The 16,349-nt window shown below is 69.6% G+C and carries 13 protein-coding genes and 3 pseudogenes; 4 read left to right on the forward strand and 12 right to left on the reverse strand.

What is annotated here, in order from left to right:
* Positions 1-93 precede the first annotated feature (93 nt).
* A complete protein-coding gene (locus IG02_RS0111775) occupies positions 94-693 on the reverse strand; it encodes an NAD(P)H-dependent oxidoreductase (protein WP_030745158.1) in 600 nt (199 codons plus the stop codon).
* A gap of 266 nt (positions 694-959) precedes the next feature.
* On the opposite strand from IG02_RS0111775, the gene IG02_RS0111780 reads away from it, so the two are divergent.
* On the forward strand, positions 960-1,922 hold the full coding sequence (locus IG02_RS0111780) for an AraC family transcriptional regulator (RefSeq protein WP_030745161.1): 963 nt from the start codon (positions 960-962) through the stop codon (positions 1,920-1,922).
* Between the two features lie 88 nt (positions 1,923-2,010).
* On the opposite strand, the gene asnB is transcribed toward IG02_RS0111780, so the two are convergent.
* From asnB to IG02_RS42740, 5 genes and pseudogenes are all read right to left on the reverse strand, one after another.
* Positions 2,011-3,852, reverse strand: a complete 1,842-nt coding sequence (asnB, locus tag IG02_RS0111785) for an asparagine synthase (glutamine-hydrolyzing) (RefSeq protein WP_030745163.1) — start codon at positions 3,850-3,852, stop codon at positions 2,011-2,013.
* A 788-nt stretch (positions 3,853-4,640) separates the two neighbouring features.
* Complete coding sequence (locus tag IG02_RS42125; protein WP_199814002.1) at positions 4,641-4,787, reverse strand: hypothetical protein; 147 nt, start codon at positions 4,785-4,787, stop codon at positions 4,641-4,643.
* Positions 4,788-5,375: 588 nt separating this feature from the next.
* On the reverse strand, positions 5,376-7,496 hold the full coding sequence (locus IG02_RS0111795; RefSeq protein WP_030745165.1) for a PQQ-dependent sugar dehydrogenase: 2,121 nt from the start codon (positions 7,494-7,496) through the stop codon (positions 5,376-5,378).
* 203 nt (positions 7,497-7,699) lie between these two features.
* Positions 7,700-8,863 (reverse strand): sugar phosphate isomerase/epimerase family protein, encoded by a 1,164-nt coding sequence (locus IG02_RS0111800; RefSeq protein WP_030745166.1) that lies wholly within the window; start codon positions 8,861-8,863, stop codon positions 7,700-7,702.
* Between the two features lie 54 nt (positions 8,864-8,917).
* A pseudogene (locus IG02_RS42740) lies at positions 8,918-9,228 on the reverse strand (alkaline phosphatase family protein); the annotation flags it as partial.
* 678 nt (positions 9,229-9,906) lie between these two features.
* On the opposite strand from IG02_RS42740, the gene IG02_RS42745 reads away from it, so the two are divergent.
* From IG02_RS42745 to IG02_RS39205, 3 genes and pseudogenes are all read left to right on the forward strand, one after another.
* On the forward strand, positions 9,907-10,197 hold the full coding sequence (locus tag IG02_RS42745; RefSeq protein WP_234314707.1) for a hypothetical protein: 291 nt from the start codon (positions 9,907-9,909) through the stop codon (positions 10,195-10,197).
* A 7-nt stretch (positions 10,198-10,204) separates the two neighbouring features.
* Positions 10,205-10,408: pseudogene (locus IG02_RS42750) on the forward strand (AAA family ATPase); the annotation flags it as partial.
* A 315-nt stretch (positions 10,409-10,723) separates the two neighbouring features.
* Positions 10,724-11,066 (forward strand): annotated as a pseudogene (locus tag IG02_RS39205) (IS701 family transposase); the annotation flags it as partial.
* Positions 11,067-11,165: 99 nt separating this feature from the next.
* On the opposite strand, the gene IG02_RS0111810 reads toward IG02_RS39205, so the two are convergent.
* Genes IG02_RS0111810 through IG02_RS0111835 form a run of 6 tightly spaced genes read right to left on the reverse strand, consistent with a single transcriptional unit; the run spans position 11,166 to position 16,331 of the window.
* The gene (locus IG02_RS0111810; protein ID WP_051764876.1) at positions 11,166-11,933 is read right to left on the reverse strand and encodes an SDR family NAD(P)-dependent oxidoreductase; all 768 of its coding nucleotides are present in this window, start codon (positions 11,931-11,933) and stop codon (positions 11,166-11,168) included.
* Complete coding sequence (locus IG02_RS0111815) at positions 11,909-12,889, reverse strand: Gfo/Idh/MocA family protein (protein WP_030745172.1); 981 nt, start codon at positions 12,887-12,889, stop codon at positions 11,909-11,911. The genes IG02_RS0111810 and IG02_RS0111815 overlap by 25 nt, the downstream gene beginning before the upstream one ends.
* Positions 12,886-13,806 (reverse strand): sugar phosphate isomerase/epimerase family protein, encoded by a 921-nt coding sequence (locus IG02_RS0111820; RefSeq protein ID WP_030745173.1) that lies wholly within the window; start codon positions 13,804-13,806, stop codon positions 12,886-12,888. The genes IG02_RS0111815 and IG02_RS0111820 overlap by 4 nt, the downstream gene beginning before the upstream one ends.
* Positions 13,803-14,357 carry a VOC family protein gene (locus tag IG02_RS0111825; protein ID WP_030745174.1) on the reverse strand — a complete coding sequence of 185 codons (555 nt, stop codon included), beginning with the start codon at positions 14,355-14,357 and terminating at the stop codon, positions 13,803-13,805. The genes IG02_RS0111820 and IG02_RS0111825 overlap by 4 nt, the downstream gene beginning before the upstream one ends.
* On the reverse strand, positions 14,354-15,349 hold the full coding sequence (locus tag IG02_RS0111830) for a LacI family DNA-binding transcriptional regulator (RefSeq protein ID WP_030745175.1): 996 nt from the start codon (positions 15,347-15,349) through the stop codon (positions 14,354-14,356). The genes IG02_RS0111825 and IG02_RS0111830 overlap by 4 nt, the downstream gene beginning before the upstream one ends.
* Positions 15,342-16,331: a Gfo/Idh/MocA family protein gene (locus IG02_RS0111835; RefSeq protein ID WP_234314708.1), complete on the reverse strand. Its 990-nt coding sequence runs from the start codon at positions 16,329-16,331 to the stop codon at positions 15,342-15,344. The genes IG02_RS0111830 and IG02_RS0111835 overlap by 8 nt, the downstream gene beginning before the upstream one ends.
* Positions 16,332-16,349 lie beyond the last annotated feature (18 nt).

The raw sequence follows: 16,349 nt of genomic DNA on the forward strand, positions 1-16,349 counted from the left end.
CGGCGTTCCGACGTCCCTTTGGAAGCGCGGCAGCCAGCGCCCCTGACTGCTCTGCCGCGGCATCTCACCGGTGGGAAGGGCGTCCGATCCGCCTCACTCCGCGACGCGGGCATGGATGGCTTCGCTGATGGTCCGTACCGCACGGTCAACATTTCGCGCCGTGACCTCGGGGGAGAGTTGTTCGGATTCGTGGATGAACGCTGTGGAGCCGCGCCGGCTGCCGCAGTAGTCGACGATGCCGTGCTCGATCTGTGTCCGCAGTGCGCTCTCGTATCCGTGGCGCTCGTACGCACCGGAGTCGTCGCCGGCGACGGGTAGAAGATGCGTGGTGAGGTGCTGCAGTCGCGGGCGCAGGCCCGAAGCGGGGGAATGCTCGAAGGCCCAGCCGTTGACAAAGACACGGTCGACCCACCCCTTCAGCAGTGCGGGCATCGACCACCAGTACACGGGGAAGACCAGCACGAGATCGGTGGCACGCTCAAGACGACGGTGCTCAGCCATGACGTCAGCCGGATAGTCGCCGCACTCGTGGTACGCCCGCCGATCCGCCTGAGTGAACCGGGGGTCGAACCGCTCCTCGGACAGGTCGGCGATCTCGACCGAACTGGGTTGCAGCGCTGCCTCAAGCCTTCTCAGCACGTAATGCGTCAGGGACCGGGGATCCGGGTTGGCGGTGACCAGCAGGGTATGCATCGATGGCTCCAGTTACGTGACGGACGAATGTCAACCGTTGGTGTGGATGGGCAGGATGGCGTGCGGTACTCCGCCTCCGCAGTCCGGTACGCCGGGCCGGGGCCCGCGGGGTTCAGCGCCGCCAGGCTTCCGCTGCCGTGGCCCTCGGGACGAGGTCCTCGGATGTCGTTGCTCACGAAAGCGATTCAACGGCACGCACCCGGACGATTCCATAGGCGACAAGCCAGATCACCTGGGTAATCGTCTGAATCGTTTAGCCTTGACGGGTGGATGCTTTCGGCGACCTTCTGCGCGGACTGCGGGCCCAGGGCTCGTTGTTCGGCAGTTCGACCCTGAACCCGCCCTGGTCGTTGCACTTCGTGGACGGCGCGCCGCTGACCTTGTGCACTGTCCTCTCCGGAGGCGGCTGGATCGTGCCGGAGCGCCGCCCGCCCGAGCGTCTGGACACCGGCGAGACAGTGATCGTGCGAGGCCCCGCGCCGTTCCTCTTCGTCGACGAGGTGGGCACCCGGGCCGAACCCGTCGCGTGCGGCGCGTTCTGCTCGGCGCCCGAGCAGGGCGGGACCAGGTACCGGCTCGGCTGGCACGACGCCGGTACCGGCGGGGAGGACACGACGACCCTGGTCATCGGTGCCTACCCGGTGCACGGCGAGATCAGCCGCAGGCTGCTGGACGCGCTGCCCGACGTACTGCGCGTGGGATCCGGCGGCGGGCCCGACCCCGTGTGGGACCATCTCGCCGCCGAGGTCGCCGCCGACACGCCGGGCCAGCAGGTCGTCCTCGACCGGCTGCTGGACTGGATGCTGGTGTGCGCCCTGCGCGAGTACTTCGACCGGCCCGGTGGCACTCCGCCGGGCTGGTACTCCGCCGGGCGCGACCCGGTGGTGGGCGGCGCGCTGCGCCTGCTGCACGGGGAACCGGCGGCGCCGTGGACGGTTGCCTCGCTCGCCGACCGGACCGGGGTGTCGCGGGCCACGCTGGCGAAGCGGTTCACCGACCTCGTCGGCGAACCGCCGCTGACCTACCTCACCCACTGGCGCATGACGCTCGCGGCGGACCTGCTGACCGAACGCGAGACGGCGACTATCGCGGAGATCGCCCGCACCGTCGGCTACTCCGACGCGTTCGCGTTCAGCGCGGCGTTCAAACGGGTCCGCGGCATCAGCCCCAGCGCGTATCGGCGCACCGCGACGACCCCACCCCCGCAGCCGGTCGGCACACCCCCCTGACACGTCCCCAGGCGTCCGCCCCCACCTTCAGGGCCTTCCGCTGGTCCGGGCGGGTACGGCGACGAGCGCCGACAGCCAGGGCCTGAGGTCAGGCGAGTACGACCTCGGGGCGGTACAGGTCGAGCCACTGGGCCAGGTCGAGCGCGCGTTCCAGACCACGGCGTTGGGCCGGGGTGTGGACGGACAGGTCACGGTGCGCGGCGCTGCGCAGCCGGTCGCGGTCGACGAGGTCGAAGACCGGGTGACCGGTCCTGGCCAGCAGGTCCTTGGCCTGGTCCTGGAGCGCCAGCCCGTACTCGGGGTCCTGGGTGGACGGGTAGGGGCTCTTCACCCGGTCGTAGACGGACCGCGGGAGGACGTCGGCGGTGGCCTCCCTGAGCAGGGTCTTCTCCCGGCCGTCGTAGGACTTGAGTGTCCACGGGGTGTTGTAGACGTACTCGACGAGCCGATGGTCGCAGAACGGCACCCGGACCTCCAGGCCGACGGCCATGCTCGCGCGGTCCTTGCGGTCGAGAAGGATGCGCACGAACCGGTTGAGGTGAAGGTTGCAGACGCGGCGCATCCGGTACTCGAAGTCGCTCTCCCCGTCGAGGCGCCGGACGCCCGATACGGCGGTGCGGTAGCTGTCGGCGATGTACGCGTCAAGGTCGAGGGAGGCCAGCAGGCCGGGGCTCAGCACCTCGCCGTCGTCGCCGAAGTGGCGGCCGTAGCGCACCAGCCACGGGAAGGTACCGCCACGGCGGGCCTCCTCGTCGAAGAACTGGAGGTAGCCGCCGAAGACCTCGTCGGCGGACTCGCCGGACAGCGCGACGGTGGACTGGTCACGGATGGCCCGGAACAGCAGAAGGAGCGAGGCGTCCATGTCGCCGAATCCGGTGGGCAGATCGCGGGCCCGGATCACCTTCTCGCGGATGGCGGGATCGGCGAGGGCCTGGGCGTCCAGGACGATGTCCTGGTGGTCGGTCCCGGCGGCGCGGGCCACGTCGTGGACGAAGGGGGTGTCGGGAGTGCCGCGGAGTTCGTCGGCGACGAAGCGGTCGGTCTGACCGACGAAGTCGACGGCGAAACTGCGCACCTTCTCGCCATGCCGCCCGAGTTGACGGGCGGCGATGGCGGTCATCGCGGAGGAGTCGAGGCCGCCGGAGAGCAGGGTGCAGCGGGGCACGTCGGCGACGAGCTGGCGGCGCACGATGTCATCGAGGAGGGAGCGGACGGTGGCGACGGTGGTGTCGCGGTCGTCGGTGTGCGGCCGGGTCTCCAGCTCCCAGTAGACCCAGCGGTGGACACCCTCGCGGTCGACGGTGACGACGGTGCCGGGTTCGACCTCGGCCATGCCGTCCCAGATCGCGTGGCCGGGTGTCTTGACCATGGTGAACAGTTCGCGCAGTCCGTCGAGCGTCACGCGGGCGGGGGCCAGCGGGTTGGTGAGGATCGCCTTCGGCTCGGAGCCGAAGAGGACGCCGTCGGGTGTCGGCCGGTAGTAGAAGGGCTTGATGCCCATGCGGTCGCGGATCAGGACGAGCGTGTCCCGGCGGCCGTCCCAGACGGCGAACGCATACATGCCGTTGAGGCGTTCGGCGACCTCGTCACCCCATTCGAGGTAGCCGCGCAGCACCACCTCGGTGTCGGAGGAAGTGCTGAACCGGTGCCCCCTGCCGATGAGTTCGCGGCGCAGTTCCTCGAAGTTGTAGGTCTCTCCCGAGTACACGAGGGCGACGGTCCCGTACGGGGTGTCGGCGGTCATCGGCTGCCGGCCGCCGGGCAGGTCGATGATCGCGAGCCTGCGGTGCCCAAGGGCGGCAGGGCCCTGGACCCAGGTGCCGCGGTCGTCGGGGCCCCGGCAGGACATTGTCTCGGTCATCGCGTCCAACACGGCTGCCTCGGACCCCAGGTCGCGCTCGAAGGATATCCAGCCGGTGATGCCACACATGTGTTACCTCCCGCGCCAGGTGTGCCCGCGGTTCCCGCCCCCACCTGCTGTTTCCCGTCAGGGAAGCGATCCCGCGAAAAAGGTGCTATTGCCATCTACTTGCGAGGGTGCGCCCGGCGATCGGCCCGGTCAACAAGGACGTCACAGGCAACGGCCGCTCCGGGCGCGGTTTTCGGCCGCACTTGGCCTGCGCGAAACCCGCCGCGCCCCCTCCGCCCGGGCGGACCCCCGCCGGGAACCGGCCACGGGTAAAAACTTGACCACCTGCGCGGGCCGGGCGCCGTCGTACGAAGCGCGGCACCCGATGGCGGCCACGCCTCCCGGACACGTTCCGCGCGGGCGATGGCCGCGGCGCGTGCTGGTCGCAGTTCTCCGATGCCACACCCGAGTACGTCGGCCGACGCACTGCCGGACACAACGAGCCGAGCCCGGTACATCACTGTGATCGCAAAGGAGTTGGCCCTGGCAGGCCACCCGGATCGAGCGGAACGGATCACCGGTACGATCACCAGCCCGCTCCTTGGATCCCTCAGGCCCGGTGGTCTGCTCCTCTCATAGGTCCGGTCGCCTCGCCGGATGTGAACCACGCGCTCCTCGGCGGTACCGCGCGTGAAGTCCGGCGGCTCGTCGTTCTGCCCGCGGGGTCAGCCCGTGAAGTGGGTGCGTTCCAGCGGGCTCGCGGGCAATCGCCGCTGCGCTACCGCGCCGTGTCCCGGATGGCGTCGGAGTAGCCACCCGGGACTGCGCTCAACACGAGCCGCGCCGGCCCCAGCTGCTGGTCGCCGGCCTCAGCTGCTGGTCGCCACAACGACACCGCGCGGCTCGCCGGTCAGCGAAGCCTTGGCCGCCGCACCGTGATCGTCCGCCACGATCTCGATCCCGCGGGCCTCGATACCGTCGAGTGCGGAGCTGACGATGTCGGCCGGGTCGTTCATCACGGCAGCCGGGTCCGTTGGTCAGGCTCCACTGTGCGGCCTTGGCCACCGCGTAGGAGTTGTTGCCGTCGAAGCTCATCCAGGACAGATGCGACAGCACGTTGAGAATGGCGCCGCCGCCGTTGGCGCCGAGCACCGGCGCGGACGCGCGGACCATGTTGAGGGTGCCGAAGAGATGCGTCAGGGTGATCGGCTGGTCACCCTCGCCGAGCGTCACCAGGTCGGTGGCCTCGGCCTCGCTTGTCGAAGTGCGGAATTCGACGTCGGGCGAGGAGCCCGGCCGCCTCTGTCGGCGATGCCTGAAAACCGCAGGCCGCGCGACGTCGTCCGGCTTCGCCTCTTCCCATGCCGGGTGGCGGAACGGGGCATCGCGGTCCGGGGGCCGACTGCCCTCGATCGTTGGAACACCTGCCCACGCGACGAAACGCCGCGGGCCTTACGGCCGGAGAACCGTAAGGCCCGCAGCGGCTACGTCCGTCCCTTACTGGCCGGGAGTACCGCGCCTGTGGAGGTCTGGGGAATCGGGTCGCGGTGCCACCGCGACGGGGCAGTCCAGGTGGCGCCCCGCCGCGGTGTCCCCGCTGCCGGTCAGTCGGCCGGGGTCAGTGCGACCTCGGCGCTGCCCGAGAGGGACGGCAGGCCGTCCGGGGGCGTGTCCGTGTAGGTGGCGTTGAAGACCGCCTTCAGGTTGTCCGCACCGGAGTGACCGCCGTCCACGAACGTCTTGAACGATCCGGAGCAGCCGTTGCTCGTCGACAGCGGGTGGCCGTGCGAGTCGTGGCCGAGGATGAACGAGACGCTGACCTTCGAGCAGTCCACCGGCTGGTCATCGGTGACGGTGACCTGCCAGGTGACCGTGTCGCCCCAGTGGAACGGCGTGCCGCCGTGCGGAGCCGGGTCGGTGGTGAGTGAGACGACCGGTGCCTTGTTGCCGACGACGACGGGAACGGAGGCGGAGGCCGAGCGCCCGGTGCTGTCGGTGACCTTCAGCGTGGCGTCGTAGACGCCGTTCTCGGTGAACGTGTGCTTCGGGTTCGCCTCCCTGGAGTCCACGGTGCCGTCGGCGTCGAAGTCCCAGGCGTAGCGGAGGGCGTCACCGTCGGCGTCCTTCGTGCCGGCGCTGGAGAGCTGGACCGTCAGCGGGCTGGTGCCGTTGACCACGTCCGCGGCGGCCTTGGGCTCCGGGGTGCGGTTGCCCCGAGTGAAGTCGATGCGGGAGAGCTGGGCCTCGGGCAGTTCCGCGAAGTACCCGGTGCCGTACTCGAGGACGTACAGCGCGCCGTCCGGGCCGAATTCGGCGTCGATCGGGCCGTCCGTCGTGATCGAGGGGATCGCGTCCTCGATCTTCTTGACCTCGTTCTTCTTGCCGAGGGTGATGGCCTTCATCTGGTCGCGGGTCCACTCGTAGAAGAGCGGCTTGCCGTCGAAGTACTGGGGCCAGCGGTTCTGGGCCTTGTTCCGCCGGTCGTACTGGTACGCCGGGCCGCCCATGGGGCCGATGCCGCCCGTGCCGAGTTCGGGGAACGTCGGGGAGGCGTCGTAGCCGTAGACGATCTCCGCGTCCGTGACCGGCGGCAGCGCGCTCCGGCCGGTGTTGTGGCGCGAGTCGTTGACCGGCTTGGCGCAGTCGAACGCGCCGCTGGAGGTCTTGGTGGCGAAGTCGTAGTCCTGGTACGGCTGGTCCTGAGTCACGCAGAACGGCCAGCCGTAGTTGGCGGGGCGGTCGATGACCATCCAGCGGCCCTGGCCGGCGGGGCCGCGGTCAGGGCCGGCGGTTTTGGCGTCGGGTGAGTAGTCGCCGACGTAGACCGCGCCCGTCTTGTCGTCCACCCCGAAGCGGAACGGGTTGCGCAGACCCATGGCGTAGATCTCCGGACGGGTCTTGGGGGTGCCCGGCGCGAAGAGGTTGCCGCCCGGTATGACGTAGCCGCCGTCGCGCTTGACCTTGACGCGCAGGACCTTGCCGCGCAGGTCGTTGGTGTTGCCCGAGGTGCGCCGCGCGTCGTAGGCCGGGTTACGGTCGGGCCGGTCGTCGAGCGGGGCGTAGCCGTCGGAGGAGAACGGATTGGTGTCGTCGCCGGTCGACAGGAACAGGTTGCCCTTGTGGTCGAAGTCGATCTTTCCGCCGACGTGGCAGCAGAGGCCGCGGTCCGCCGGCACGTCGATGATCTTCTGCTCGGTGGCGTAGTCGAGTTTGTTGCCCGCGAGCTTGAACCGCGACAGCCGGGTGACGCCCTTGTACTTGGCGAAGTCCTCGGCCGTGCCGGTCTGCGGCGCGTCACCCTCATTGACGCCCGGGGTGGCCGGGTCGTCCATGGGGGTGTCGAGGCGGGGCGAGTAGTAGAGGTAGACCCAGTGGTTCTTGGCGAAGTCGGGGTCGACGGCGATGCCCTGCACGCCCTCTTCGTCGTGCTGGTACAGCCCGGCGGGGCTCTTCTTCATGTCGGCGGCGAGGAAGTTCACGCCGCTCTTGGGGTCGTGGATGCGGACCTCTCCGGTACGCGCCGTGTGCAGCACCCGCCGGTCGGGCAGGACTGCCAGGGCCATGGGCTCGCCCGGGCGGTCGTTGAGGGTGACCTTCTGGAAGTCCGACGAAGCCGGCGGCACGGGGTCTGATGGGGCGGCCTGGGCTAGGGGGAGGGGCAGGAGCCCGACGGCTCCGGCCAACGCAGCCGCCCCCACGAGGGTGACGATCCGTCTGTTGCGCACTCAGAACTCCTTTGGTCCGGCCAGCGGGTGAAAGAGCGGGCCAAATACGTGGGTTGGACGCTAGGGCGCCCACTTTCAACTCGTCAAGGACAAAGTCACAAACTTTTCAAGGAAAGTTCGCCCTTGTATTTCATGCCTTTTCGGGCACACTCGGGGCTCGCCCCGCGCCAAGTCGCCGAGCGGGCAATGTATATGACGTGGGGTCAGCTACGGGCGCGCAGGGCCGCGAGGTTGTTGTAGCCGATCCGGGCATACTCCAGGGACTGACCGGGAACGCTCGCGCTCGGTGCGGTGTCCTGCTCGACCATCGGGTTGTGGTAGTTCTTCGCGCCCACCCGTGTGAAGAACCGCCGGTAGTCGATGTCGCCCGTGCCGAAGGGCACCATGTCGTAGCCCAGGCCACTCTGCGGATTGACCACGCCGTCCTTCGCGTGGAAGAGCGGGAAGCGGTTGGTGTTGCGGACCACGAGTCCGGCCGGGTCGAAGACACACTCACGCCGCGAGCCGTCGTGGGCGGTGTACGTGTGGAACTTGTACTGGGCCACGTGCGCCCAGAAGACGTCCAGCTCCAGATAGACGCTCTTGCGGTCCGTCACCTTCAGGAAGTACTCCAGCTTCCGGATACCGGAGCTCCGGGTCGGCCGGCCCTGGGCGTCGAGCGGGCCGCCGTCGAGCAGGAAGTCGTAGGCGCTGTCGTGGTTGTGGGTGTAGAGCTTGATGCCCTCACGGCGGGCGATGGCGCCCAGGGTGTTCCACTTCTGCGCGGCGAGGTCCCAGTCGGCCCGATAGGGGGTGCCGGTGGGGTCGCCACCGGTCCCCATGTGCTCCATGCCGAGGATGTTGGCGATCTCCAGGTAGCGCTGGAAGGTGTCCCGGTCGGACGGGGTCAGCGGCCAGGACGGGGGGATGAAGCCGTGGCTTCCCTGCGCCCGCAGGCCGTACTCGTCGAGCCATGAGCGCAGCAGCTTCGCGCCCTGGACGGTGCCCAGATCCGCGCCGCCGGGCGCGTTGGCGTGCTGGCCGTAGCCGGCGAACTCCACCTGGCGGTAGCCGAAGCGCGACAGCTGCTTGAACACCTCACGGAAACCGGACGGCAGATCGGAGGCCAACGGGTCGCGGCCGACCGCGTCACGCACGGTGTAGAGAATGATGCCGCGCTTGTGCGGCGGGACCAGAGCGGAACGACCACCGTCATATCCGGCGGCTTCCGCTCCGTCCTTCGCCAGGGCGGGCGCGGCGCCGAAGACCGGGGCGGCCACCGCCGCGGCCGTGGCGGCTGTGCAGGTGCTGAGGAAACGGCGGCGACTGACGCCGAGTGCGCGGCGCAGGGCGTCGCCGGTGACGGCTTCGTCGTTGAACGCGGTCACAGTGGTTCTCTCTTTCGTTGTCGCAGTGCTGCGGGCGCCCGAACGGCTACCGCCTCAAGAGAGGCCGACGAGCCGCAGGAACAGGGGACTTCCACCTCGGTGGCCGCTACGCGGCCGGATACTGCGCGCGGGGGGACCAGGACGAGCGGACCTTCTTCGTCGCTCGTGGGGAGGCGGCCGTGTCCGCCGCGTACGGGTGAGGCGTCAAGGGGTACGACGGCGAGCCGGTAGCGCATGCCGCACGTAAGGATCTTCGGGATCCATGAACAGCTCGACGAGGTCGTAGCGGGTTTGCGGTGGATCTCGACGTGCCGGGCGAAGTCAGGGGCGCGGGCGTCGTCGAGCCAGTAGTAGTACGTGAACCAGGGTTGGCGTGGTTACGGCGTGCGAGTGGGCGGCAAGGGCCGCCGGTGAGAAATGCGGGGTACCTGAGTGCTTGGCCCTGCCCTGTGTCGGGCTGTCCTCCGTAGGCCGGTCAAACGAGCGGCGCGCCGCGCGACCTGAACGCGCCGTCAGTCTCGAACCATTGTGTGGTCCCTGTGCACGAAGGGACAGTAGCCTCGTTCGTTCTTGACCGGAACCCCTTGCGCAACGAAGACGGCAAACTTCTTCCCGAGTCAGGACAAAGCCGTGTCCGGGCGGCCCGGACCAGCCCGGACCAGCCCGGCGGCATATCGCGCCTCTTGCTGCGGAGCGCCTAGCGCCTAGTTGTCGCCGCCTCCGAAGGAGGCGTCGAAGGAGGCCGAAGGCGGGTCGAAGCACCTCGAAACTCACCTGACGCGCCATCAGAACGAGCGTCAAGACACCACGGAGAGCGTCATTCGAGCGTCACGGCCGGCAGTCCGTGCCGCTCAGGGCGGACAGACTGCGGCAACCAGATCACTCCGAGGGGTCCGCCTCGCTCGTTCCAGTCCTCAGTTCTCAGTTCTCATCCCGTACGGCACCGGGACGCCCTGGAGCGGGCCGCCGGGTACTTCCGGGGCATCGTAGGCGAGGACGGCGGCTACCCCACCTGTGTGAAGGGCTGCCCGTCGGAGGTAGGTATGACCGCGGGCGCGGTCAGCGCCCTCGCCTGGAACGGCACCGGCAACGCCGACCTGCCGCACACCGCGGCGCGCTGGCTGCTCGACGCACAGCGCGAGGACGGAACGTTCGAGCGGAGCTGGAGCGTGAGCGGTATGACCGACACCACCGTGCCGGCCATCGACGAGCTCTCCCGTCCTCGGGCGACCGGCTGCGCCCGCGCACCCTTGGCCAGGTGGTCGGCCAGGAGCACCTGCTGGCCGATGAGGCGCCGATCGGGTGGATGGCGCAGCGGCAACATCTGGTGTTGATGATCCTGTGGGGCCGCCGGGCTGCGGGAAGACCACCATCGCCCGGCTCCTTGCCGATGCCGCCGGTCTGGTCTTCGCCTCGCTTTCGGCGACGTTCGCAGGCGTTGCGGACCTGCGCCGGGTGTTCCGCGACGCCGAGCAGTGCCGGGCCCGGGGGCAGAGGACGCTGTTGTTCGTGGACGAGATCCATCGCTTCAACCGCGCCCAGCAGGACAGCTTCCTGCCGTACGTGGAGGACGGCACGGTCGTGCTGGTGCGCGACGACGGAGAACCCGAGCTTCGAATGGAACGGCGCGCTCCTGTCGCGCAGCCAGGTCTTCGTCCTCAAACGCCTCGACGAGCAGGCCCTTCAGACGCTCACGGCCCGCGTCAAAGAGCTGACCGGCCAGGTCCTCCTGCTGGTGGGCATCGTAGATGCCTGCCGGATCACCGAACGTTCCCGGGCGACCCACCACCGGCGGGTGCGTCCCAAGCCGCCGGCGCCCAGGCGGCCGCGTCCGGCCCCGGTCACCGCACTGTCGGCCACCGAGCGGGAAGCGGTGCTGGCGCTGATGAACACCCCCAAGTACGCCGAGCTGCCGCCGGCCCAGAGCCGACCCAATTCTGGCTGTCCGACCTGCCCGAGGACACTCCCGTCGCCGAACTGGTCTGGCTGGCGAGATCCGCTGGCGCATCGAGCACGACTACCGGGACTTGAAGCACGGCCTGGGCCTGGACCACTTCGAAGGCCGTTGCTGGAGGGGCTGGCACCACCACACCACTCTGGTCACCGCCGCCACGCCTTCCTCACCGAACAGCAACTCTCCTCAAAAGCCGACACACCGGACTCACCCTCTACCAGACCCTCGACACCATCCAGGACCTCCTGAACTGCTGGACCGGCACCTGCACCACCTGCCACCGCCCCCGGCCCCAGCCCCCGGCCAGACGCCAACCGGCAAGATCCAACACGACCTGACCAAGCCCTACTAGGACCCCATACCAAGATGCGCTCCACCGGCGACGTCGAGAGAGACGCCGGTGATGTACCGGTTGGCCCGGTCCGTGAGAAAGCCGATCGCGTTGGCCACCTCGGCCGGTTCGGCGAAGCGTCGCATGGGGAGCTGCGCGGCGCGAGCGTCGCGTGCTGCTTGCGCGGAGCCGGACTGGTCGGCGAGCAGTGTCCACATCGGCGTGTTCACCGGTCCGGGGTTGACGGCGTTGACCGAGATCCCGTCCGGTCCGAGGATCTTCGCCATCGACCACATGATGTGCAGTACGGCGATCTTGCTGGCGTTGTACGGCAGGTAGTCGACTCGTGCTTCCTTGGCCGCGACCGACGACAGCAGCAGAATGGTGCCTTTCGTGCCGCTGTCCCGCATGAGGTTCGCGACCTCGCGCGTGATGGTGAACGTGCCCGTGGCGTTGATGCGCATGGTGCGCTCGAACTCCTCGGTCGTGGTCGCCAGCGGATCGGGGGTGCCGCCGAGTACCCCCGCGGCGTGGACGAGGACGTCGATGCGGCCGTGCTCGGCGACGGTGCGGCGCACCACTTCGGCGGTCTGCTGCTCGTCGGTGACGTCGAGTTCGGAGAAGCCGGCGATGTCCTGTCCGTCGAGCGGTGCGAGGTCCGCCCCGACGACGATGTCCCCGCGCGCCTGCAGCGCGTCGACGGCGGCCGCGCCGATGCCGCCGCTGGAGCCGGTGACCAGGGCGACCTGGGGCAGCGGCGCTACTGCACTGCTTTGCTGGACCACGTGCGTCCCTCCTGCTCCTCGGTGGGCAGGCCTGCCGCTGCGAGGATCTTGTCGAGTAGCTGCTGGGTCTTGACCGCTTCCCAACCGGAGGTCAGCGGCTGCTGTCGGTCCTGAACGCGGTCGAGGAAGTGGCGCACCGCGTCGGCGAAGCCGAAGGTCTCGGTCGCGGTCGCCCAGCCGAACGCCTCCGGGCTCATCGACCGGACGGTGCGGACGCCGTCCGCCGTCACCGCGACGGTGTCGGGGGCGATGACCTCCGCCGAGCGCAGCTGCCCGTACGCGTCGAGCTTCTCACTCCACGCGCCGGCGGCTCGGGCCGCGACCAGCAGGCCCGTGTTCCCGGTCGAGAACCGGATGAGGGCGGCCGTGCCGTCCTCCTCCCAGGGGTCGGTTCCGGCGGCCGCGCTGGTGACCTCGACGACGTCTCCGCCGCAGAACCAGCGGAGGAGGTCCACCATGTGGATCGCATTCTCGAACGTGGCCCGGTACTCGGAGCCGGCGCGGTTCTTCTGCGCGACGCAGAACGACGCTCCGGCCGTACCGAACGCTTCCCGCGCAGCCACGTATACGGGCGCGAACCGCCGGTTCAGGCCGACCATCAGGATGCGGCCGTGCTCGTCCGCGAGCTCCGCGAGGCGGACCGAGTCGGAGGTCGAGGTGGCCAGGGGCTTCTCGCAGAACACGTCGACGCCGGCGCGCAGTGCGCTCTCGACGGCCGCGACGTGCTCGGAGCGGGGAGTGAGCACGAAGACGGCGTCGAGCTCTTCGGCGTCGAGCATCGCGTCGACCGTGCGGTACACGTTCGCGAACCCCCACCGACGCTGCAGCAGGCTCGGGTCCTCGCGCCGCGACACCAGGGCACGCAGCTCGACGTCGTCGCGCTGAACAAGGGTGGGCAGCTGCGCGATGCTGGCGATGTTGCCGGCGCCAACCACGCCGACGCGGAGTGCGGTCACGAGCGGACCTCGGCGTCCTGGCCGTTCGCCTCGAGATCGAGCTGCCGCAGCAGCGTACGGAGGTGCTCGGCGCCGCGACGGAATCCGGTCTCGGGGGCGTCGAGATCCTGCGGATGCCACCGGTACTCGTATTCGAGCGAGAGCACGTCGTCGTAGCCGACCTCGCGCAGGCGCCGGAGGATGGACGACCAGGGGAGGACGCCTTCGCCGACGACGCGCGAGGTGACGGCGCGTTCCTCGGCGTGCACGCGCGCCGTCTCGGACGCGACGAACGGGGCGTCCGGGTCCTTGAAGACAAGGTCCTTGACGTGCACGTGGCCGATGAGATCACCCTGGACGGCGAAGGCGTCGTCGACGTCCTCGTCGTGGGTGAAGGTGAGGTTCGCCTGGTCGTAGAGCACGCGGACGGCGGGCGAGTCGACCGCGCGGACGAGCTTGGCGGTGTCACGCGCGGTCTGCGTCATGGTGCCGAAGTGGTTCTCGGCGCAGAGCACGACGCCTGCGTCCGCCGCCGGGCCGGAGAGCTCCTGGAGCGAGCGGACGAGCTGCGTCCAGTGCGAGGCGTGGTCCTGCCGGCCCGGCTGCCACGCGCCGGAATAGACGCGGATGCGGTTCGCGCCGACCGCGTGGGCGATGTCGATGGCCGACCGCAGTTCGTCGACGGCTGCTCCGCGTATGCGCTCGTCGGTCGCGTTGATGGCGGTCGTGTACGGGGTGAGCCCGATGACCGGGATGCCTTCGCCGTCGGCGACGCGTGCCGCTTCCGCGGCTGCCGCGGCACCGCCGATGGGCAGACCGCTCGTGTAGTCGTCCTGGTAGATCACCTCGGCGGCATCCAGGCCGGCTCGGGCGAAGAGTTCAAGCGCTTCGGGAACGGTGTGGTCGGGGGTGCCGAGGGTATGGCCGGCAATCTTCACGAGGGTGTCTCCGAGGTCGAGTGGGTGTGCCAGTCGTGGGGGCCGACGAGACGCGGCGGATCGACGACCCGCGAGCGGTCGACGAACTCGAGGATGAGCCCCCAGGAGGTGCGGGCGTACACCCACCGGTTCCCGGCGACAGCGGGGCTGTCGCCGGCGACCTCCTTGCGCGCACCCAGGATCTCGATGCCCCGGAGGTCGGCGACCGCGTCGACGACGTCGTCGACGTCGTCCACGACGAAGCAGAGGTGGTGCCCGCCCGCATCGCTGGCGCGCGGGAACACGGGGGAGCGGTCCTCACTCCACCACTGGAACAGCTCCACGTTCAGGTTCGGCGGCAGCCGGAGCATGCGCAGCTCCAGGTGCGCGTCCGCGGGCACGCCGAAGTGCTCCGGCATGACCGCGGCATCGGGTCCGCGGGTGGAGCGATAGAGCTCCTCGGCGCCGAGAAGGACGGTGAACAGGCGGGTGGCGTCGTCGAGGTCGGGGACGGTGAAGGCCACGTGGTCCACGTATTGCAGACCGGGAAGGCGACCGCGGTTCGGATTCATGGGCGGAGTTCCTGGGTGGAGGAGCGGATGAGAAGCGATGGCTCGAGCACGAGGTGGTCGGGCGGTCCGCCGGCGATGAGGGCCTCGCCGAGTTCGATGGCGATCCGTCCGAGGTCGGTGATTGGTTGTCGGACACTGGTCAACCGGGGGCTGAACTGGGCGCCGAGGTCGAGGCCGTCGAAGCCGATCACCGACAGGTCGGCGGGCACCGTCAGTCCGCGCGCGCCGAGTTCGGAGATCACGGCGAACGCGATGAGGTCGTTGGAGGCGATCACCGCCGTCGGGCGGTTCGGTTCCCGCATCCAGTGGTCCACGATCCCCGGCCCCGGATCCGCGCCGGGCGCCGCCTCCAGGACGACGGGCGGGATGCCGTGACGCTCGGCGGCGTGGTGGTAGGCGTCCCAGCGGTCCTGGGCGGTGTACGTGCCGACGATCCCGGGGGCGTAGGCGATGTTCGCGTGGCCGAGACCAAGGAGGTGGTCGAAGGCGAGGTCGATGCCGCGGGCGCTGTCGACGGTGACGGTGGGCACGGCGGGGTCGTCTTCGACCCGGTCGATGACGACGACCCGGTTCTGAAACGCGTACCGGCGGAGCGCCTCGAGGTTGACCCGGGTTGAGGGGGCGACGATACCGAAGGGGGAGTACATGGAGTGCATCGCACTCACGTAGTCGGCGGTCTGCCCGGTGTCGCCGTTGGTGATGCAGAGCATCAGCTGGTAGCCGCGTGCCTCGGCGGCGGCGGCGGTCGTGCGCGCCAGCTCGGCGAAGAACGGGTTGGTCATGTCCGGAACGATCAGCGGGACGAGGTTGCTCGAGCCGCGGCGGAGAGCCTGCGCGAGGGGGTTCATCGAGTACCCGAGCTCGGCCGCGACACGCAGCACGTGTTCCCTGGTCGCCGCGCGCACCGCATCCGGCTTCGAGAACGCCCGCGACACGGTCGAGCGGTGCACGCCGGCGGCCTTGGCGACGTCGTCGATGCTCACCTCAGCCACGACGCGCCGTCCCCTCCGGGTGCGACGACCAGATGAGTTCCATGGTGGTCACAAGCTCGGCGAGTGTCGGCAGGCCCGCGAACCCGGTCGTGAGCGTGTCGGCGACGCCGGTGACGAACACGTCGTACAGCGGGTCGCTGTCCACCTCGAGGACGGCGCTCTTGGTGACGCCGGATGGGTCGGTGAACGTCGCGGCGCCGGTGGTGTCGACGGTGGCGAATCCGTTGGTCCCGGCCGCGGTGAAGCTGCAGTACCTCTTCAGCGGTGAGTTGGGGAACGCGTAGCCGACTTCGACGATCGCCTCGCAGCCCGTGGCGGTGGTGAGGATCATCGTGGCGTGGTCGTCGACCACCTCGCCGTGCAGCGTGGTGGAGAGCTTCTGGACGACGTCGACGGGGTGACCGAGGTGGCGAATCGCCAGGTCGACGAAGTGCGGGCCGAGGTTCATCAGGCTGCCGCCGCCGGAGAGGGCGGGTTCGAGCATCCACGGGTTGCCGTTCCGCCGGTACCGCGAGGTCGGACCGGCGACGAACGCCATCCGCTCGTAGACGATGTCGCCGGCCTGTCGCAGCCAGGTGTCGATCGGGGCGCCGCGCTGGACGAGCGGCACGGTCGCCGGCACGGCGGCCAGGCGTGCCTCCTCCTCGATCGTCCGAAGGTCGTCGAGGCTCCCACCGGCGGGCTTCTCGATCACGAAGGGGATGCCGCGGTCGATGAGTTCCCGGCCGACCGCGAGCATCTCGTGGTGCGGGCAGAACACGAACGCCACCTCGATGCCGTCCTGGCTCAGAGCCTCGTCGACGCTCGCCGCGACCGGTGCGCCCAAGGGTTCGGCGAATGCCCGAGAGACCGCGGGGTCGGGGTCCTGCACCGCCGTCACGCGGAATCGTCGAGCGAGCCCGGCACGGTACAGCGGCGCGTGCCAGTGGGACGCACCCAGCACCACGGCCGAGGGCCGAGGGGCCGAAGAGGAATGATCCACCGCCGTCGACTCCTTCGC

Source organism: Streptomyces sp. NRRL F-5135, from assembly GCF_000719775.1.
GTDB lineage: Bacteria > Actinomycetota > Actinomycetes > Streptomycetales > Streptomycetaceae > Streptomyces > Streptomyces hebeiensis.

What these genes read in the sequence shown, in the direction of transcription:
- IG02_RS42125 (WP_199814002.1), bottom strand. Translation starts at nt 4,787, where the DNA reads ATGAACGACCCGGCCGACATCGTCAGCTCCGCACTCGACGGTATCGAG.
- IG02_RS42745 (WP_234314707.1), top strand. Translation starts at nt 9,907, where the DNA reads ATGACCGCGGGCGCGGTCAGCGCCCTCGCCTGGAACGGCACCGGCAAC.
- asnB (WP_030745163.1), bottom strand. Translation starts at nt 3,852, where the DNA reads ATGTGTGGCATCACCGGCTGGATATCCTTCGAGCGCGACCTGGGGTCC.
- IG02_RS0111825 (WP_030745174.1), bottom strand. Translation starts at nt 14,357, where the DNA reads ATGAATCCGAACCGCGGTCGCCTTCCCGGTCTGCAATACGTGGACCAC.
- IG02_RS0111775 (WP_030745158.1), bottom strand. Translation starts at nt 693, where the DNA reads ATGCATACCCTGCTGGTCACCGCCAACCCGGATCCCCGGTCCCTGACG.